At 50.5% G+C, this 18,668-nt stretch carries 16 protein-coding genes; 1 reads left to right on the top strand and 15 read right to left on the bottom strand.

Going from position 1 to position 18,668, the window contains the following annotated elements:
* Positions 1-44 precede the first annotated feature (44 nt).
* The 7 genes from BZG23_RS07305 to BZG23_RS07275 form a co-directional block, all read right to left on the bottom strand.
* Positions 45-1,529, bottom strand: a complete 1,485-nt coding sequence (locus BZG23_RS07305; RefSeq protein ID WP_046074952.1) for a sigma-54 dependent transcriptional regulator — start codon at positions 1,527-1,529, stop codon at positions 45-47.
* A 163-nt stretch (positions 1,530-1,692) separates the two neighbouring features.
* Positions 1,693-2,097: a flagellar export chaperone FliS gene (gene fliS, locus BZG23_RS07300; protein WP_046074953.1), complete on the bottom strand. Its 405-nt coding sequence runs from the start codon at positions 2,095-2,097 to the stop codon at positions 1,693-1,695.
* A gap of 12 nt (positions 2,098-2,109) precedes the next feature.
* Entirely contained in the window at positions 2,110-2,415 is a 306-nt protein-coding gene (locus tag BZG23_RS07295) for a hypothetical protein (protein ID WP_077606536.1), read from the bottom strand.
* Positions 2,415-3,773 (bottom strand): flagellar filament capping protein FliD, encoded by a 1,359-nt coding sequence (fliD, locus tag BZG23_RS07290; protein ID WP_077606535.1) that lies wholly within the window; start codon positions 3,771-3,773, stop codon positions 2,415-2,417. The genes BZG23_RS07295 and fliD overlap by 1 nt, the downstream gene beginning before the upstream one ends.
* An 18-nt stretch (positions 3,774-3,791) precedes the next feature.
* Complete coding sequence (locus BZG23_RS07285; RefSeq protein ID WP_046074955.1) at positions 3,792-4,220, bottom strand: flagellar protein FlaG; 429 nt, start codon at positions 4,218-4,220, stop codon at positions 3,792-3,794.
* Between the two features lie 56 nt (positions 4,221-4,276).
* Positions 4,277-5,401 carry a flagellin gene (locus BZG23_RS07280; RefSeq protein WP_077578001.1) on the bottom strand — a complete coding sequence of 375 codons (1,125 nt, stop codon included), beginning with the start codon at positions 5,399-5,401 and terminating at the stop codon, positions 4,277-4,279.
* Positions 5,402-5,668: 267 nt separating this feature from the next.
* A complete protein-coding gene (locus tag BZG23_RS07275) occupies positions 5,669-6,811 on the bottom strand; it encodes a flagellin (protein WP_046074957.1) in 1,143 nt (380 codons plus the stop codon).
* Between the two features lie 445 nt (positions 6,812-7,256).
* On the opposite strand from BZG23_RS07275, the gene BZG23_RS07270 reads away from it, so the two are divergent.
* The gene (locus BZG23_RS07270) at positions 7,257-9,359 is read left to right on the top strand and encodes a tetratricopeptide repeat protein (RefSeq protein ID WP_077606534.1); all 2,103 of its coding nucleotides are present in this window, start codon (positions 7,257-7,259) and stop codon (positions 9,357-9,359) included.
* 106 nt (positions 9,360-9,465) lie between these two features.
* On the opposite strand, the gene flgL is transcribed toward BZG23_RS07270, so the two are convergent.
* The 8 genes from flgL to flgE all read right to left on the bottom strand — a co-directional run bounded on the left by flgL (position 9,466) and on the right by flgE (position 18,652).
* Positions 9,466-10,659, bottom strand: coding sequence for a flagellar hook-associated protein FlgL (gene flgL / locus BZG23_RS07265; protein ID WP_046074959.1), 1,194 nt, complete (start codon positions 10,657-10,659; stop codon positions 9,466-9,468).
* Between the two features lie 11 nt (positions 10,660-10,670).
* Positions 10,671-12,548 carry a flagellar hook-associated protein FlgK gene (flgK, locus tag BZG23_RS07260; RefSeq protein ID WP_077577999.1) on the bottom strand — a complete coding sequence of 626 codons (1,878 nt, stop codon included), beginning with the start codon at positions 12,546-12,548 and terminating at the stop codon, positions 10,671-10,673.
* A gap of 169 nt (positions 12,549-12,717) precedes the next feature.
* Positions 12,718-13,668 carry a flagellar assembly peptidoglycan hydrolase FlgJ gene (gene flgJ / locus BZG23_RS07255; protein WP_046074961.1) on the bottom strand — a complete coding sequence of 317 codons (951 nt, stop codon included), beginning with the start codon at positions 13,666-13,668 and terminating at the stop codon, positions 12,718-12,720.
* An 8-nt stretch (positions 13,669-13,676) separates the two neighbouring features.
* Positions 13,677-14,732, bottom strand: a complete 1,056-nt coding sequence (locus tag BZG23_RS07250) for a flagellar basal body P-ring protein FlgI (protein ID WP_369795706.1) — start codon at positions 14,730-14,732, stop codon at positions 13,677-13,679.
* Positions 14,733-14,790: 58 nt separating this feature from the next.
* The gene (locus tag BZG23_RS07245; RefSeq protein ID WP_101494468.1) at positions 14,791-15,585 is read right to left on the bottom strand and encodes a flagellar basal body L-ring protein FlgH; all 795 of its coding nucleotides are present in this window, start codon (positions 15,583-15,585) and stop codon (positions 14,791-14,793) included.
* Positions 15,586-15,605: 20 nt separating this feature from the next.
* On the bottom strand, positions 15,606-16,394 hold the full coding sequence (gene flgG / locus BZG23_RS07240) for a flagellar basal-body rod protein FlgG (protein WP_046074963.1): 789 nt from the start codon (positions 16,392-16,394) through the stop codon (positions 15,606-15,608).
* Positions 16,395-16,416: 22 nt separating this feature from the next.
* Positions 16,417-17,166, bottom strand: a complete 750-nt coding sequence (gene flgF / locus BZG23_RS07235; RefSeq protein WP_046074964.1) for a flagellar basal-body rod protein FlgF — start codon at positions 17,164-17,166, stop codon at positions 16,417-16,419.
* Between the two features lie 172 nt (positions 17,167-17,338).
* On the bottom strand, positions 17,339-18,652 hold the full coding sequence (flgE, locus tag BZG23_RS07230) for a flagellar hook protein FlgE (RefSeq protein ID WP_046074965.1): 1,314 nt from the start codon (positions 18,650-18,652) through the stop codon (positions 17,339-17,341).
* Positions 18,653-18,668: the final 16 nt, after the last annotated feature.

Below are 18,668 nucleotides of genomic sequence, written 5' to 3'. Positions count from 1 at the left end.
AGCGAAGTCATTTTTTTGACTCCGCTTTTTGACGCCTCGTCGTTCTAGATTAATTCTTCCTTATTCAATCCGTACTTTCGCATCTTTTCTACCAGTGTCGTTCGCCGCATACTCAGCATGTCAGCCGCCCTAGCAACCACACCAGACTGCGCCTCTAGCGCCTGCTTAATCAAATCAATCTCAACCTCGGCGAGGGTTTCTTTCAAGTTAACCCCCTCAGGCGGCAAGCTTGTGAGTCCTGGGCTATCTGCAAAGCCTGGCATATCCTCTTCGAAAGCAGGTTCGTCCGGCTCATGAAACATCGCCGTTAGCGCATCACGCTCCGCCATTTCAGTATCTTCGACCGAATAGGCCTCAGGCTGGAATTCAGGGATATCACTGTAGCGATATTTAGCTGGCAAATGGTTCACATCGACCATTTGCCCAGGATACAAGATAACCAAACGTTCAATGAGATTAGCCAGCTCGCGTACATTGCCTGGCCACTCATGCTCCATCAGCGAATTAATCGCGCGAGGTGAAATATGGATCCGACCATTACCTTCCACATCGAGACGAGACATGAGCTCATGGATCAATAGCGGAATATCATCAATTCGCTCGCGCAGCGCTGGCATTTCGATAGGAAAGACATTGAGTCGATAATACAAATCTTCTCGAAACTCACCTTCTTTGATCATGGTTTCTAGCGTACGGTGGGTCGCGGCAACGACGCGAACATTGGCGCGAATGCTTTTGTTGCCTCCCACTCGCTCAAACGTCCGTTCTTGCAACACACGTAACAATTTGACTTGCATTGGCATCGGCATGTCGCCGATTTCATCCAAAAACAGCGTTCCGCCTTCCGCCAGTTCGAAGCGCCCTTTACGCGCTGAAATCGCGCCCGTAAAGGCACCTTTCTCGTGACCGAAGAGTTCGCTTTCTAACAGCTCTCCTGGAATCGCCCCACAATTGACGGGCACAAAGGGGCCAGACGCGCGCGATGAGGCATGGTGAATATGACGCGCCACCACTTCTTTTCCGGTACCGGATTCACCGAGGATCAAAACACTGGCTTCGGTAAAAGCGACCTGTTCAATAAGATGACGGACCTGTTCGATGGCATCGCTTTTGCCCACCATATTATGAAAGGCGGTATTATCGCCAGACAACTGTGGAATACTGAAAGCCTGTTTACCGGCAAACTCGCGGCAATGATGGAGTGCATCGAATAATTGCGGGTAGTTCAAAGGTAGCCCAAGTTCACCCACATAGTTAGGTAACCCTGAAAGCTCACGATCGTGGCGTCGAATCGCAATCACAGGCACGTGATGATAGGTAGCAAGCTGCTCAAGTACTTTTTCAAGTAACGGTGTCGAGCGGACGTGGCCAAGAAAACATGCGCCCCAGTTTTGCTCCCAAAGTGCATCACTGACATCTGTGGTCGAGTGAAGCGCGTAACGCTCGCCGATAAAGTCGAGTATCACGCCGAGATCGTGACGAAACTGGTCATCGTCATCGATAACGAGGATCTTTGCTAAATCTTGCATGTGTGAGATACGTCTGCCCTGATAACTTTTTATAATTGTGTCGCTTTTAAGCAACAACAATCTCAATTTTAATCAAGACATTGTAATAGAGAACGCGCATAAGGCAACCGGAGACACAGTAAACCTGTGACTCCAGTGCCATGTCAGTGGTTTGATAGGCAGTTTAACTGGTCGCTTGAGTCATATTATGGTATTCGGAAGGGATCTGGTCCCAAGCGGATTTTATCTCTCTTAACAGCTCAATCACATCGTCGATGGGTTCCGGTTTGTTTTCCAAATTCGCGGTACTCACCTGACGAATCATAAAGTCATAGATGGCGTCTAAGTTATCAGCAATATCGCCGCCATCATCCATTGATAGACATGCACGTAGATTAATAATGATATCTAACGCTTTACCTAACCGCTCACCTTTGACGGATAAGTCGCCTTGTGCCATGGCAGCTTTGCCTTGAATTAAGCGCTCAATCGCGCCGGCCATCAGCATTTGGATAACCTTATGAGGCGACGCAGCGCTTAATTGACTGTCAACCGAGACCTTCTTGTAGGCCTGTAGTGAGCCTCTCATAGTCTTCCTCACTTATTGAAATTTCTTATACAGCTGCACAGACTGCTTCCCCTTGCGCTGCTGTAACAAGCGCTTGGCAGCATCGGCTTTCTGCCCCTCGAGTGCATCAATGAGCGTTTCTGTTCTTGCTAACGCCTGAGACCATTGCTGTTGATTCGGCGCTTGTGGCGACGCTGCAATCTGCTCAAGCAACGCTTGTCTGTCATGCAATTGCTGAGCCAGTTTTTCTGAATCAATGTCACTCATGTTCAATTGCTGCGCAATTGCTTCATCAATCTGCTCGAGTGCGTCGAGCCATTCGGATACCTGGGTCATCATTAACCCGGCATAATGTTTTGCATAGCTTGTAACTGTGAACGCATTTGCGAGGTGGCTTCTTCCATCGCAGAAAAGCGCTGCATGGTGCGCGACTCTAAGTTTTCCATGCGGCGGTCTAACTCTCGTTGGTCATCACGAAGGCGAAGTTTTTGCTCTGACAATGTGTTTTCACGATTACTGATCGCACCACCCGCGCCGGTAAAGCCGCCAACGACTTGTTCAAGCTGACGCGCAAAGCCATCATTACCACCAAAAAAACCTTCCAATGCGTTAAAGTTTTGACGCAGTTGCCGATCAAGCACCTTGTTGTCGACTTCTAGACGACCGTCCATAGTGGTAGTGACACCAAGCTCGCTCAGGGTTTTCATTCCCTCCGGGGCTTGCTCAATCGGTGACGAGAAAAGATTGCGCAATCGACTGGTTGCCGTTCGAATGACACTTTCCCCCACCAAAGGGCCACCTTGCTGGGTCTCAGGGTCATACTTACTGACCGCTTGCGAGACACGGAAAAACGCATTGTAATTATCAACGAACGACGTAATGGTCGAACGTACAGACTCTCGGTCATGTTCAACGGCGAGTGCCAACGGCTTATCACTGGTTTGCGCGACTTCCAGTGATACGCCTTCGATGGCATTATCAAAGGTGTTCGTGGCACTGGAGACTGATGCGATACCATCAATCAGTATCTTGGCATCTTGTGCAGCTTGCATTTGTGCCATGCCGTTATTGGCTTGTCCCGCTTTGAAGCCTAACTGATGAAGCGCACTCCCCACTTGCGCATCAACACTGACTTCCACCTGATTATCCGCGCCCGTTTTATTGCCATTCAACACCATGCGTGCGCCGCTATCATCTTGGATAAGCGACGCTTGTACACCGGGATTTTTCGGATCGCTATTAATCGCACGCACGATGTCTGCCAAGCTGTCTTTGCCTTGGGGAACATCAATCACGCTGGTGCGATTACCCATGGTAATAGTGAGCTTGCCACTACCTAAAGACGCATCAGCATCAACGCCCGGTGACACAAGCTTGTGTGCACCCGCGAGTTGCTGAACATCGATTTGATAACGACCGGGGATGGCATCTGGCGTCGCGCTGGCGCCAAGTGCGTCTGGATTGCTAACTGATGTGGTTCTCGCCGCAAAACCTTCATTGCGACGAAAATCGTACATTTGGGTTTTGAGTTTATCGAGAGATTCTTTTAAGCGGCCAAACGCACTGATGTCGGTTTCGACATCATTCATGCGTTTGACGATACGCTCTTGTTTGGGTGCACGCTCAGCATCCACGATTTTAGTGACCATGGAGTTGATATCCATGCCACCGCCCATGCCTGCTGCCTTAACACTCATAACGACTCTCTCACCTCGTTATACCTTTTCTGTGACAAGCCCTCGCGCGTGTTGCGACAATTGCTTAGCAAGCTCTAACATTTCCTGCTCTGGGATCTGACGGATAATGTCACCACTGTTCATTTCATAAACGGTGATCACACTGCGTCCTGTGTCTTCATCCAAACGGAATGCGAGCCCCTTGTTAAAGTCGGACATAAACTCATCGAGCCGCTCTACCAACTTCTCCAGTTGTTTGCGTTGTAGCTGACGATTTTCCTCAATGCGCTGTGACTGCTCTACACGGCGTTGTTGCATTGACTCTCTCGCCTCACGACGCTCTGCCTGCTGGTGCTGGCTGACCGGATCTGGGCGTACTTTTCCAACTCTTACATCTCTAGCAACCTTTGTGCCATCAGAGTGTACTGAGTGCGGCAGGGATGAATTTGTAACGGATGAAATGTCCATCGCTATTCACCTCCCAAAACGTAGCGGCGGCGATTAGGCCGCCACTCGTGAATGGTTTAACCGAGCAAGCTCAGTGCGGCTTGTGGTGCCTGCTTGGCTTGCGCCAAAATAGAGGTACCAGATTGCTGCAAGATTTGTGACTTGGTCAAGTTGGTTGTTTCTTTGGCAAAGTCCACATCACGGATACGGCTGTTAGAGGCCGAGACGTTTTCATTAACGTTATCCAAGTTGGCAATGGTGTGGCTCAAGCGGTTTTGCTTCGCACCCAATTCCGCACGGTGAGAGTCGATAAACTGCATTGCATTATCAATCATACCCACGGCTTTTTGCGCACCACCCATAGACGAAACATCAACATCTTTAATGGTTTCATCTACTTTGGTCCCCATCGCTAGCGATGTTGCCAAGGCCCCCGTGAAGGTCGCATCTGATCCAGCACCGGTTACGATTTGCAGCTCGCCATCTTCAGTCACAGACGCGCTCAGCTTGTCTTGAGATTGACCATTGATGTAAGTAGCGATCTCTTCAATATCATCTCCGCCTTTGGCCGTCACGTTGATAGACGTAGACGTGCCGTCAGCGTTAGTGATATTGATTGCCATGGTGGCACCGGCAGTCGCCGTCCAACCTGCTGATTTTGCGTTAGCCGCCGTAAAGCTTGCCCCACCCATTTCACTGTGGTCTGCACGGATGTTTTTAAACTCCATCATCACAGCTTCACCGGCGTCTGCACCCACTTGGAAAGAGCGCGTACCGAAGGTACCGTTAAGCAGTTTCGCCCCACCAAACGAGGTGGTTTCTGCGATACGGTTCAGTTCGTCTTTCAGCGCAACAACCTCTTCTTGGATTGCAGCACGTTCAGAGTCACCGTTGGCACCGTTAGCTGATTGCAGTGACAAGTCACGCATACGTTGCAAGATGTTGCTTGACTCTTCCATCGCACCTTCAGCGGTTTGCGCCATTGAGATGCCGTCATTCGCATTTCGTACAGCCACGCCCAAACCACTGCTTTGTGCCATCAAACGGTTAGAAATCTGAAGGCCTGCCGCGTCGTCTTTAGCACTGTTAATGCGAGAACCGGATGACAAACGCTCCATCGAGTTGTTCAGCGCATCCGTTGAGTTATTCAAATAACGCTGAGCAGTCATCGCAGGGACGTTAGTGTTAACAGTAATAGCCATAACTATTCTCCTTTGGTTCTAGGTCCGGCTTCGCCCAGCTGACCAGGGAAAACCAGTATCAAAATTGTTCACAACCCATTTAGCGGCGCACGTTGAGAAAGCTTTAGCTTTTTTTGTCGGTGCTTGGCGGTGCATTTACACCACTGCCGTAAGGCGCTATGAAGGTTAACGCCCAAAGGAGAAATATCTTTAGCAAGATTTTGCGAAAAAATGGCACAAAAAAAGCGGCAACCCATTGCCGCTTTTAGTGTGTTGATATGAAGAGAATTATTGCAGAAGGTTCAGTGCCGCTTGTGGCATCTGTTTCGCTTGCGCCAACATGGAGGTGCCCGCCTGCTGCAAGATCTGCCCTTTGGTCATTGCCGTGGTCTCTCGGGCAAAGTCGGTATCGCGGATCCGGCTATTCGATGCCGCCACGTTTTCCTGAATATTCGACAAGTTGCTAATGGTGTGGCTAAGTCGGTTTTGCTTGGCACCCAAGTCCGCACGTTGGCTGTCAATATAGCGCATAGCCGAATCAATCACCCCAACGGCCATTTGCGCGCCACCAACATCCGACACATCGAGGTCGGCGGCGGTGACCAAATCACCATTGCCAGACACCATCCCCAACGAGGTCGCCAGTCCGCCACCAAAGGTCACCGCACCTTCAACTTTGTGCTCTTCGATAAAGACTTGAAGTTGACCCTCTTCATCGACTGAGGCGGTTAACATTTCGCCAGACTGACCATTAATGTAACTGGCCAGCTCCTCGACATCATCACCCGCTTTCGCGGCGATGGCCATGCTCACGTTTTGGCCATCTTTAGTAGTAAACTGCAGCTGCAACGTTGCCGCCGCAGGATCGACTTCCCACCCTGCCGATTTTGGCTGAGTACCCGTGAACTCGACCCCACCCATGCGGAAATCATCAGCGCGAATACTCGATAGTCCCATGATGATCGCCTCACCGGCATCCGCACCAATTTGGAACGAGGCTTCACCAAACGAGCCATTAAGCAATCGACGGCCACCAAACGCCGTGGTTTCAGCAATCCGGTTAAGCTCATCTTTCAGTGCTTCTACCTCTTCTTGGATAGCGACACGCTCAGATTTACCATTGGCACCGTTTGCAGACTGGAGGGAAAGATCCCGCATACGCTGCAAAATGTTAGTCGATTCCTGCATTGCCCCTTCGGCAGTCTGCGCAATAGAAATACCATCATTGGCGTTTCGCATTGCCACATCAAGGCCTCGTGTTTGGGCAACCAAACGGTTAGAGATCTGCAAACCCGCCGCGTCGTCTTTAGCACTGTTAATTCGGCTACCTGACGACAGACGTTCCATTGAATTATTCAACTCATCGGTCGCTTTATTCAGGTAACGCTGCGCAGTCATCGCAGACACGTTGGTGTTAACTGTTACACCCATTTTGCTCTCCTTTGACTTTCGCTTGCTTTGCGAAACAGCCTACCCGCGACGTGTTGCACTGTGTTTGGCGGTGCTGCGGGAACAGCTTGTTAATCAGTTTCAAAATCAGCCCGTTCAAAAACTGGCCGCTTGTTCGAATAAATACAATATGTGTGCCAACTTTTATAAATCATTAAAAATCATAATGTTAAATGCTTTTCGTTGTACTAACAGCCAAAATTGATTCAAAAAACGCTGCCGCTTTTCTGTGCTTGGCGGCAAGGTGCGGCAATGCCTCGCCTAGCTTTTTGCCGTCTATGTGAGCGTTAGCCTGCAAGTTAGCGGCCAACTTCGCTCAACAGCCGGACGCGAGGCATATTTTTTGCTAAATTATTGGCTTATCGATGCTCGCCAGCCTCTTGCGGTAATACGCGAGGCTCTCACGGATAACAGGACGATGTAACCGATGACGCAAGACAATGACGGCCACACTAATATGACGCTGGATGACGCCTTCCAGCTCGGGATTCGTCTTTACCAAGAAGGGAAGAAAACCGACGCGCGGCAAGTGTTCGAGCAAATACTGAGCCACGCACCCGATACCGTGCAAGTGCGGCAAGTGCTGGCCGTATTGGATGCGGAAGCGGGGCAACACACGCAAGCAATGGCTCACCTTGACCACGCGCTTGAGCATGCCCCTAACGATCTGTCTTTGTTGTTCGATAAGGCACAGCTATTGACGCAACAAGGGCATAATCACGCGGCCATGGAACTTGTTGAGACATTGTTTGCCGCCGCTCCGACGAACCAAGACATCCTTAATTTGCGTGAGCAGTTAACGGCCAAGCTCGGCCTACAGGGAGAAAGTCGTCGAACGCATGCTTTGCGTGACGAGCTCCACCAGCTAAAAAACCAAGGGCTGGCCGATGAAATTAACAAAACCTTGTCAGTGGCGGCTAATTTGGTCGCTGATGGGCATAGTGACCAAGCTGAGCAGCTTTACCAAACCATACTCACGCTGGAGCCGGATTACCCACCGGCGCTGATGGCATTGGCGCAACAAGCATTGGATCAGAAAGCGTTCGGCAAAGCACAACAATTGCTACTACGTGGCAGTGAAAAAGCACAGGCTCATCCAGTTTGGCAACTGCTACTCATCCGCGCAGAAGCCGGACTGGGGGAGTATGCCAGCGCGCGCCAGCGCTGTTTAACGACCTATAAGCAAACGCAAGACACGGCATTTTTGCGTCAACTCCTGGTGGTTTATCTCAATGAAGCTAACTGGCTAGAAGCAAGTAAACTGGCCWAACAATGTTTGCGTGATGAACCTGAGCGCGGTGAATTACACTATGCCTATGCCCGTGCGACCTTCGAACTGCTCAAGCAGCACCATCAATTTACCCAAGATAAATTAACCGATTGCTACCAGATCCACCTCAAGGCACTCAATCATGTCAAGGATAAGCAAGCCAATACGTTACAAGCACAACTGGGCGAGCTTGATTGGTATATGGGCGATATTGAGCAAGCACAGCATCGTCTAGAAGCATTGCTATCGGCGCAGCCGGATGATCAGGCACTGCGATTTAACCTGGCGTTTGTCTATCGTACGCAAATGGCCTGGGAGAAATTCTACCAAGCCAATGAAGCTGGGATTGAATGCGGTCGCCGCCTCAAATATCACGGCAACTTACCCCGTTGGGATTTATCTCGGCCAAAAACCGATGCCGTGCTTATCATGCCCGAGCAAGGGGTTGGGGATGAACTGGCTTATTTTCACAATGTTGCCATGGTGGTTGAACGCGCTCGGAAAGTGTATGTCGGCTGTGATCCCCGCTTAGAGCCCCTAATACGCCAAGCTTTCCCCAGCACGGAAATTGTGCCCATTTCTCGTACTGACGGGAAAGACATTTTTGTGCCAGAGCATGTCCTAGCCGATATTGATAGTTGGATTGCCGGTGGCTCGTTGGCGGGCCTGTGCTACCAACACTTTGGGCGCCATTTATATCACCAAACCTACATTGTCCCAGATGTCACCGCCGATGCGCCTTGGATCGCCCCGTTAGCCGAGCTACATCAACACGGGCCCGTGTTTGGCGTGTGTTGGCGAAGTGGCCTCGCCGCCGCCACCCGTAATATTCACTATTTGGTCGCGGATGAATTGGCTGGCTGGATAAAAACCATGCGCCAGCTTTGCCCTGACGCCCAATTTGTCAATTTGCAATATGGCGAGTGTGATAAAGAACTCAGTAAAATTAAGAAACAAACGGGGGTCGAGATCGTCTCCTTGCCGGGACTGGATCTTAAAAATGACTTTATGGGGACGGCGCACACAATCAAACAATTGTCTGGTGTGTTTACCGCAGGGACAGCGGTACACAGGCTGACCGTCGCCGTTGGCACCCCATGTTATGTGTTTTTTGCCGGCCATCAGCACAGTGATATGCAAACCCCTGACGCGATGCCGGGGAACCATGAGTACGCGTTCAGTTATCCGCCCATGCTCAAAGATAAGCAACCCCTGCTCGATGCCATGGCACACCGTATGGTGAGTGACCTCTGCCCCTAAAGGATGAGACTGCAAGTCTAAACGGATACAAAACGGGGCCGCTGATGCGACCCCGTTTTTCTCTTATCCTCGGCATCTTGTGGCCACCAAAGGCTTACGCTTTGGGTTAGATATAATTAAACAGCGAGAGATCTTTCGTTTTGGCAAAGGCCTGTTGGGACGCTTGCAGCGCGAGCATGTCCTCGTTCATATCGATGGCCGCCTGGGTATAGTCTAGGTCTTCCATGGTGCCCAGTGAGCGGTTGAGTACCAACTTGAAGTCTTTGTGCATACTTTCTTGCCTATCTAAGGTGGTCAGTCGTGTTCCCACTTCTGAACGAGCCTTGTTCAAATGCTTGAAGGCTGCTGCAAACTGTTCGGTCACTTGGTGGAGTTCTGCTGTGGCAGACGCATCGTCAATATCGGCATAAGACAGCGCGGCACCATTTTTAAACGAATCAAAAACGTTAAAACTGTCTTGCCTTTCAAGGTTAATGGTATCACCTGGCTTCATCTCACCCTCGAAAGTCATTTTCAGCGTGTTCCACTCAACGCCGTTTTGAGGATCATAGAGCCCGGCACTGACCTCAGTACCATCTTGCATCAACGAGTAGGTGGTGTCTCCACTCGCATTAACGTCAAAAGACACCGAATAGTTAGAGGTATCCGCATCATTGGTATTTTCCGCTTTCGCCATCAGCAGTAAAGACCCGTCTTCAAGATCGTATTCAGGCTGATAATCACCAAAAGGGTTATCAATTTCCATAAACAGTTTATCGCCTGGATCAGACGTCGGCACTTCTACCGCTGGGGCTACTTGGGCCGTACGAAAGTAACTATCCCCCGCATAACGCACGTTGCCTTGGCTATCACGATAAAAAGGCTGCGTACTGGTTTGGGTACCAGAAAACAAGAAATTGCCTGACTCATCCTTGGTGTTCACCAAGTCCATAAAGTTATCAAACATCCCTTGCAAATCTTGCCGATGCGCGGTGCGATCTTCCACCGATAACGAGCCGTTGATCATCGCCATCACTTTGCGTTTCGCGCCGTCCATGAGCTGTTCGGACTCATCAATCGCGATTTCTTCGCGAGTTTGTCGGTTTCGCGCTAACGTTATCGAGTCAATAAATTGGTCAATCTGCTCATCTTGCTGGCGAAAGTTTTGAATGTAGATAGACGACACCGGATCATCACCGGATGTAATAACACGTTTCCCCGTCGCCATCTGCTCTTGGTTATCCTGCACCTTCACATTCTGACGCATAATGTCGTTGGAGACCGACTGGTAATTGTGAAAGCTGGCAATACGACTAATCATACTGTCCTACCTTATCGCGTTGCATTGAGCAGAGAGTCAAATGTTTCGTTAGCGGCGGTCATAATCCGTGACGCCGCCATGTACGCGCGCTGAAACTTCATCATATTGGCCGCTTCTTCATCCAGGTTCACCCCAGACACTTCCGCCACACGACTTTCTGCGGCATCGTGTTCAACCATACTGACATCTTGCAGACGCTCATAAGAGGCTTTTTGCACCCCAAGATCGGTACTTAGTCCCTCATAGACATCGAGCACCGTCGAGCGACCGTTATCCATTAGTTTTTCCGTTTGCAGCTCCTGCATACGGATAAGATTACTATTGTCACCATCAGCCGGGATCAAGCTGATAGCCAGGACATCATCGGGGGCGGCTTTATCATTGATCTCAATGATGGTGCCATTGACATCAACCGGTCCACCCGGTGGGTAGGCCTGTGGCGCGACCAAGACTTGCCCCTTAGGGTCGGTCACCGCAAATTGGCTACCATCGGGGGAGATCCGCACTTGAAACTCTTTTTGTCCACCGGCTTGTAGAATTCGTACATCACCGTCGCCATGGCTCACCGAGCTTGCACTGACATAACTTTGCGCCGCGATATCTGCCGGATCTTCCATGGTCACACGCATTTGCCCTGCCGCTGAGCGAGCGGGACGAATCAATACGCGTTCATTGGCCGCCAAGCCGGCATCCACTTGCACTCGCATTCCATCGACATTAAAACTAGGCGGGGTGCCACTCGGTGTCACCGTCGATTGCTTTCCATCCGGTGATGTCAGGGTATATTGGGTGCCATCAAATTTCAGTTGATAATCGCCCCGTTTGAGCTGCTGAAGATCATCGATATAGACTTTTAAGTCAGCGGTAGAGTCGCCGTTTTGGATCACTCGGGCGCTGGCAATACGGTCATTGTTAAAGTCAGTGAAAATATTCTTTCCCACTTCCCCATTCAGATCAAAACCCTGACTCTGTAAGTCATTGAGGGATTGGGAAAAGCCAATGGCCATCCGACCTAATTCGTCTCGCGCTTGTCCTAAGGTATCATCACGATATTCAAACAATGCCCCGAGTTTGCCGCGGATGTCTTGATTAGAAATCGCTTTCACTGTCTTCCCTTCCACCAACGCCAAACGACGCTCTTGATGGTCAGGCTTACCCGGCAAGGTGGTCAATTCACTGCTATTCATGCCAGACACCAACATATGGCCACTGCCGATAATCACGTTGAATAGCCCATCTTCTCGCGCGTTTACGCTCACTTGGGTATATTCAGAGAGCTCTCGGATCAGCTTGTCATGCCGGTCTAGCAAGTCATTGGCTTCGGCGGGCGTTTTCAGTATGGCTTTATGCACATCCACCAACTCTTGACCAATGTCATTCATTCGTTTGACGGTGGCATCAATTTGCGAGGACGTATCAATTGATTGCTGCTGCAACACACCATAAACATCGTTCATACCAGAAGCGACCATACGCGCTTTCTCGAGCACGACTTTACGAGCGCCCATGTCGCTGGGGCTATCTGCCAGCCCTTTGACCGCCCCATAAAATTCGTTCATATTCTCGGGTATTTTTTTGGCCGAATGCGCCATCATATCGTCAAGCCGCCCAAGCTGTTCATTGCGGGCAGCAGCATGAGAAAGGTTTGACGTCGAGACATTTAACTCGTTGACCGCAAACTTGTCATAGTTGCGGCGTATTGCCGCGGCATGGACACCGGTGCCGTAGTTATTGCCGCCCCAAAACTGGACATCATTGGTTTTTTGCTCAACCGACTGACGACTATATCCCTCCGTATTCACGTTAGAGATATTGTGACCTGTTGTATTCAGCTGTCGCTGCGCAGTCAGTACGCCTTGCGACCCAAGGGAAAGCAGGTCCAAGCCCATTGTGCCTCCAAATAACCCGGCAATTAAAACGAGATACTAGGGGTTAAGCAAAAATTGAGCCAAGGAGTGAATTTGAGTTATTGTCTCATTAAAACAATGTATTAAGGAGTTCAAGAGTACAATTGAAGCAAGATGAAGTAAAAACGGCAAGCTCTTGCCTGCCGCCGCCTTAGTCCATCATGCCACGCACTTGGTCGAGCACACGAATGACTTTATCGGCATATTCCGGATCGGTGGCATATCCGGCTTGATGAAGCGCCCGAATAAACTGTTCAGGTTGCGCAGATTGCGATAAAGCTTGCTCATAGCGCGGGTTGTCACGCAAAAATGAGACGAAATCGTCAAAACTCTCTTGATAGGAGGGGTACGACCGAAAGCTTGCCGTTTCTTTGACCGGGATCCCGTCATACACTTCCAGGGTTTGTGTGGCGACTTTATCGCCTCCCCAACGTTGATCCGCTTTTATATTAAACAAGTTATGACTGTTATCGCGGGCATTGGCGATAACCTTTTTCCCCCAACCGGTTTCTAGTGCTGCTTGAGCAAGAATAATCGCCGGATCCGTGCCTAACGCGCGAGCCGCGCGACGAGCATGCGGTGCCAGCGTGTTCACAAAGGAATCAGGCGAATCGAAGCCTTCTGAACGTTGGGGCGCAGGGGTGCTAGCGACTGGCGGCGCGATAGACTGACTATCGAGCGCCGCAATCGCTTTTTCTGCTGCCTCTCGACTACGGTTTTGATCCAACGGCAAAGATTGCGCCGACGCGCGAGCCGCTTCATTCATATCTGGCTGGCTGTCGCCTTGCGCTTTGCCTAATTGTTCAACAATCATATCCGCGAGGCCCAGTGAGCCCTCTCGGCTTAGTTCACTGGCCATTTGTTCATCGGCCATCTGCTCATAAAACTTCGAGGTACGATCGTCGATTAAGTCAGACTCAAACGCCTCATTGGCATCACGCATTGACTTGAACAGCATCTGGGTAAATAAGGACTCGAACTGCTCGGCGGCTGAACGCAACGCCGCTTGCTCATCCCCTTCTTCCCCTTTCACGGCTTGGCGACGTAGTGAGTCGAGCTGGCTTATATCGTGTACAAATTGACTATCAACAGGAGATTTCATGCGTTGCCCTATATCACTATCAATTGGCCATCAATGGCCCCAGCTTGTTTCAGCGCTTGCAGAATCGCCATGAGATCGGAGGGGGCAGCACCAACGCCATTCACGGCGCGGACTAAGTCGTCTAATGTCACGCCAGGTTTAAAGTGGAACATCCGCCCTTGCTCTTCCTCAACATTGATCTCGGTATCAGGCGTGACCACAGCTTCACCGCCACCTAATGGATTAGGCTGATCAACATTGAAGTCTTCTTGGATCGAGACCGTCATGCCGCCATGGGTGATCGCCGCAGGGCGAAGGCGCACATTTTGCCCGACCACAATCGTGCCAGTGCGAGAATTAACGATTATTTTCGCTGCCGCATCACCCGGCTGAAACTCAATATTTTCAACCGTTGATAAGAAAGCCACACGCTGGCTAACATCACGCGGCGCTCTGACTCTCACTGAGGTTGCATCCATAGCTGATGCGGTTGACGGACCAAGAAAGCGATTAACCGCATCCGCCATACGCTGTGCGGTAGTAAAGTCGGATTGGAATAAGTTGAAAGTCAGGTAATCACCACGACCAAAAGGATTAGGAACTTCCCGCTCAACGGACGCGCCATTAGTGATCCGTCCAACGGTTGGGGTGTTGCCCACCAACTGAGAGCCATCAGCACCGGTGGCGCTAAAACCGCCTACAATCAAGTTTCCTTGTGCGGTCGCATAGACATTACCATCCAAGCCTTTGAGAAAAGTTTGTAACAAGGTGCCACCACGTAAGCTCTCTGCCGAACCAATCGACGACACGGTAACGTCAAGTTTTTGACCTTGTTTTGCAAACGCGGGCAAGTCAGCGGTGACGGCAACGGCGGCAATGTTAGCTGATTGAGGATTGATATCTGGCGGCAATTGGATGCCAAAGTTTTCCAGCATCGACTTAAAGCTTTGATCGGTAAAGGGCGTGCTTTCACCTGTACCGGGTAACCCCACCACCAAGCCATAGCCGGTTAGGGTGTTACTGCGTACCCCTGCGACCTCCGCCACATCTTTGATGCGTGCGGCGAGGCTTGGCATCGCCACCATCAGCAAGACTATCGATAACAACCACTTTTTCACGTCAACTCTCCGACACATTGTAGGGCTACAAGGTGACATTAAAGAATCGTGCCAACCAGCCTTGCTCTTGGGTATCTTGTCGCTCACCTGTCCCTGAATACTGAATTCTAGCGTTGGAAATACGGGTCGAAGCAATGGTGTTGTCAGGGCCAATATCGGCCGGGCGAATTGTACCGCTGAGGCGGATATATTCATCCCCTGAATTCAAGGTAAGCCACTTTTCACCGCGTACCATCAAATTCCCATTCGCGAGTACATCCACCACCTGTACAGAGATAGAGCCTTGCAGGCTGTTGCTCTGATCCGCCGAGGTGGAGCCGGTTACCGAGTTGTCGTTACTGACCTCGTACGACAGTGTTCGCTCGCCAATGGTGATCTCCTCACCGCCTAGTGATAAGGGATCCATACTGAGATCATTGGATTTAGCCAAGTCAGAACTGGCACTTTTTTGCGCTTGGGTGTTTTCTTCCAGCATCACGGTCACAATGTCACCCAGACTACGTGGTTTTGAACCATCGTACAGGTCACGCTGGTCATTCACGTTGAATAAGGATCCTGTCGCCGTGGCGTAATGCTCGGGCGCTTGTTGCGGCCGGATTGGCGACCACGCTGGATCATCCGCTTTGGGGTCTTCACGTTGACGCAATAAGCCAATCAAGCCTTCGCTGTCCGGTGTGGTGTCCCCTTCGACCGCGTCGGTGGTCGAGGTCGCTTGGTCAAGATCACTGCCTGTGTCTTGTTGCCCCGGCAATGAACAGCCACCTAGCCCCAACAAGGTGGCAAGGAAAAGGCCTGGGATTAATATACGTTGCACCGTCATCATTGCCTCCTTAACCCTTATTACAGCTGCTGATTGACGTAGCTGAGCATCTGGTCGACCGACGAGATCACTTTGGAGTTCATTTCGTAGACGCGCTGAGCCTCAATCATATTCACCAGCTCTTCGGTGACATTCACGTTAGAGGTTTCCAGCATCGATTGCTTCACTTCACCGAACCCATCGAGTCCAGGCACCCCCTCTTGAGGATCACCACTCGCACCAGTGGGCAGGTAAATATTCTGGCCGATAGGCTCCAACCCACCTGGGTTAATAAAATCAACCGTGGTTATTTGCCCGAGTACTTGGTTCTCTTGTTGACCACGTAATCGCACAGACACTTCACCATCCGTTCCGACCGTAATTTGTACCGCGTCTTCAGGAACAGTAATTTCTGGCTCTAGCGTATAGCCCGCACCTGATGTCACTATCGTGCCTTCGTCATTCAGGGTAAATTGGCCGTTACGCTGATAGCCAATGTTGCCATCAGGCAGTAATACTTGGAAAAAGCCATCCCCTTCAATCATCATATCAAGGGCATTGTCTGTGGTTTGCACATTACCATTGGTGTGCACGCGCTGAGTGGCCACCACTTTTGAACCAGCACCGAGCATCAATCCACTGGGCAACTCAGTGTTCTGTGAGGATTGCCCACCTGGTTGGTTGATGTTCTGGTAGAAGAGATCTTCAAACACCGCGCGTGATTTTTTAAACCCGACCGTGGATGCGTTGGCTAGGTTATTCGAAATCGTCGAGATATTGGTCTGCTGCGCATCAAGTCCGGTTTTACTGACCCATAATGCTGGATGCATAATTACTTCCTCTTAATAAACCTTAGCCAAGCCGTAATAACGATGAAGACGACTCGTCCATTTTTTCCGCGGTTTTCATTAACTTCACTTGCATTTCAAAATGACGTTGCAAGTCGATTAACCCAGTCATCTCACCCACAGCGTTGACATTACTGCCTTCTAACGCGCCCGTTTGCAACGTCACACCCGCATCGGCCGGAAACACAGTGCCGGGCTCTTTGGGTTTGAACACGCCGTCTTTGTCTTTAAAGAGATCTTGATTATCTGGGCGAACCAGTTTGATTCTATCCACCACTTCCATCGCATCAGCTGGCGCACCTTGGGGGAGTACAGAGACACCGCCGTCTTTGCCCACTTCAATTTTGGCTGCAGGGAGGGGAATAAATATCGGGCCCCCACTCTCTCCGACAATGAGGTTACCATTACTGTTTTGGAGTAAGCCGGTTTGATCCACTTTGAGATGGCCCGCACGGGTATAGCCTTCTTGCCCTTGGCTATCTAGCACTGACATCCAGCCTTCACCTTGCACCGCCACATCGAGGTTTCGGCCAGTGGTGATCGTCGAGCCTTGTTCAAAGCTATATCCAGGTCGCTCAGTCATGTTAAACACACGGCTGGGTAGTCCTTCACCATAGGCCTGCATGGAGCGAGATTGCTCTAAATCTGCTCGAAAGCCTGTGGTGCTGACATTGGCCAGGTTATTGGCGCGCAGTTGCATGGCCTGCATATCTTGCTTTGCGCCACTCATGGCTAGGTATAACGAGCGATCCATAATTGGTTGCCTCCACAATCGTTCTACAGAGAAGAAAGCAAAGAGCGTGCCAGTAATTTTAATCGTTTAGTATCAGTACGTTAACGGGGGTAGTGTGGTTAAAAAGAAAGAAAAAAGGGGGAGAATGGAAAAGCCTTGCCGCCCTATGACTAAGCGGCAAGGCGTATCATCGCTAGCGGATCTGTAGGATATTTTGTTGCATCTGGTTGCTCACTTCCAAGGCACGCGAGTTCGCTTGGAAATTTCGCTGCGCGGTGATCAAATCAACCAACTCTTGGGTCATATCGATATTGGACTGTTCGATCGTGCCACTTTTTACCTGCCCGAAGGCGCCTTGCATGGCTTCACCAAAAATGGGGTCACCCGAGTCTTGCGTCACATCCCATTGCGTATTGCCCACTTGTGCCAAGCCTTGCTGGTTGGCAACACGCACCATCGCCACTCGTCCTAGCGCGACATTTTCACCGTTACTGTATGTCGCCATGATAGTGCCTTTAGGATCAATGTCGACTTTGGTGAGATACCCCGTGGTTGCGCCATCATCGGTGAATTTTCGCATCTCAAACGGTGCCGCATACTGGGTCGGATTATCGAAGTTGAGCGTAAGCTGCTGATCACCATTCGCGCCGTTCATTTCCAATCCCGCCCCCGCAGGCCCTAGGGCATCGGTCACGATCGGGTTACCACCATTGATATTGTTCACTGAGCCATCAGAGTTAAAGTCGATGGTGTGGCCAACCTGTCCAGCGGCATTGGTTGAATTACCCCCTTGGATATTCACCGGCTTCTCGCCTTCAGGATCTGTCATGGTGTAGTACACTGACCAGCTGTTCGGGTTCGCCGGATCGTTGCCTTTTACATAGTACGTCGACAACTTATATGGCTGACCGAGGGAGTCATAGACTGTGGCAGAGGTTTGCTTATTGTAAGTTTCTGGATCTTCAAAATTGAACTGCGCGGGATCTTTCTCTTCCCCGCCGGCAGGCAAGTTCAAGCCAATATCAACATTTTGTGACGCACGAGGCTGGCCAAACTGATCCGGGACGTTGAGCGACTGCGGCTCATACGACGAAACCTGCTGAGTATCAGGGTCGACATTATAACCGAGCAGATACTGGCCTTCAGAGTTGATAATGTCGTTATTTTTATCAAGGTGGAAGGCACCGTTGCGCGTTAAGTGGTAATCGTTGTTTTGCAGCTTGTCATTTGACACGCCGAAAAAACCATTACCGCTAATCCGCAAATCAAGCGGGTTGTTGGTGTAGATACTCGAGCCTTCGTGGAACTGTTGTGCCACGGTCGACGTTTGTACACCGGTCCCGTTCGTGGTCTTCGAATTAGAGAAGATGGAGGTTGAGTAGACATCACCAAACTCAGCACGTGACTCCTTAAAGCCATACGTATTGGCATTCGAGATGTTGTTACTGGTGGTGTTCATGTCTTTCTGGGCCGCACCAAGGCCACTTAACGCAATATTAAAACCCATTGCTTTTCACTCCTAA

This window comes from Salinivibrio sp. ML290, from assembly GCF_001995695.1.
Classification (GTDB): domain Bacteria; phylum Pseudomonadota; class Gammaproteobacteria; order Enterobacterales; family Vibrionaceae; genus Salinivibrio; species Salinivibrio siamensis.
This window is presented reverse-complemented; position numbering and strand designations above follow the sequence as displayed.